The sequence below is a fragment of the Nocardioides sp. IC4_145 genome (assembly GCF_011250565.1).
Taxonomy (GTDB): domain Bacteria; phylum Actinomycetota; class Actinomycetes; order Propionibacteriales; family Nocardioidaceae; genus Nocardioides.
Window position 1 is genome coordinate 1 of sequence record NZ_JAANMS010000084.1, and the last position, 1,286, is coordinate 1,286.

The window sequence follows — 1,286 nt, forward strand, 5'->3', positions numbered from 1 at the left end:
GTGGCATCGCCCGCGTCGCATTCTGGTTCATCTTCCTGTTCTTCCTCGTGGCTGCCATCGGCGCCCTGAAGATCCCCGCCGTCACCACATTCATGAACCAGGTGCTGGCCTACCTGCCCAACGTGATCGTGGCGATCCTGATCTTCGTCATCGCATCGCTCGTCGCGGGCGCCGTGGCCGGCGCGGTCACCAAGGTCATGGGCGACACCCCCACCGGCAAGATCGTCGCGGCCGTCGTCCCGGCCGTCGTGATGGTCATCGCCCTGTTCATGATCCTCAACCAGCTGCGCATCGCTGAGGAGATCGTCACGATCGCGTTCGCCGCGATCATGGGGGCGCTCGCCCTCGGTCTCGCGCTCGCCTTCGGCCTCGGCGGCCAGAGCGTCGCCCGCCGGGTCCTCGAGGACGCCTACGACAAGTCGGGCAAGGCGAAGGCCCAGGCGCGAGGCGACCTCCAGACCGGCCGGAGCCGCGTCGAGGACCAGGTCGGCTCCGCTACCAGCACTGCCGGTTCGACCGAGGCGACCGCCGGCGACACGACCGCGATCCCGACCCCGCCGACCATGCCCCCGACGCCGGGAAGCGGGACCATCTGATGGCCAGGAACAAGCACACCAGCGGCGCCACCAGCGCCGAGCACGCCGGAACGCACGCCGGGACGCACGCCGACGGCGGGGCGCGATACGGCAATGACAGGGCGCGCGACAAGTTCGGAGGACTCAACATCGGGGCGGTGTTCTTCGGCTGGCTGGTCGCGATCGCTGTCACGATCCTGCTGACCAGCATCGTCGGCGCCATCACCGCCGCCCTGGGCAGCAACGCTGTCATTACCCAGACCGAGGCGCAGCGCGAGGCGGGCACCATCGGTCTCGTCGCGGCAGTGGTCCTTGTTGCCGTGTTGGCGATCGGCTACTACGCGGGCGGATACGTCGCCGGGCGCATGTCGCGATTCGACGGCGGCCGTCAGGGCATCGGCGTGTGGATCCTGGGGCTCGCGGTCACCATCATCGCGATCGTCCTCGGTGCCGTGTTCGGGTCGCAGTACAACATCCTCGACCGGGTCGACCTGCCCCGTCTGCCGATCTCGGCCGCGCAGCTCGGCTGGGGTGGAATCATCACGGCCATTGCAGTTCTGTTGGTGAGTGCCCTCGCCGCGTTCCTCGGCGGCAAGATCGGTCACCGCTACCACGACCGTGTCGATCGGCTCGCCGGCCGCTGAAGCTCGCTCAGCGTCCGCTGACTCGGCGTAGCACCCCTACGGGGGACGCTACGCCGAGTCGGCGTGG

Annotated in this window: 2 protein-coding genes; both read left to right on the forward strand. The window is 68.9% G+C overall.

Annotated features, from left to right (window positions below):
• Positions 1-596 (forward strand): transporter (locus G6553_RS20505; protein ID WP_166196979.1); only part of this gene is annotated, 596 nt, incomplete at its 5' end.
• On the forward strand, positions 596-1,219 hold the full coding sequence (locus G6553_RS20510) for a hypothetical protein (protein ID WP_166196981.1): 624 nt from the start codon (positions 596-598) through the stop codon (positions 1,217-1,219). The genes G6553_RS20505 and G6553_RS20510, both read left to right, overlap by 1 nt.
• Positions 1,220-1,286: the final 67 nt, after the last annotated feature.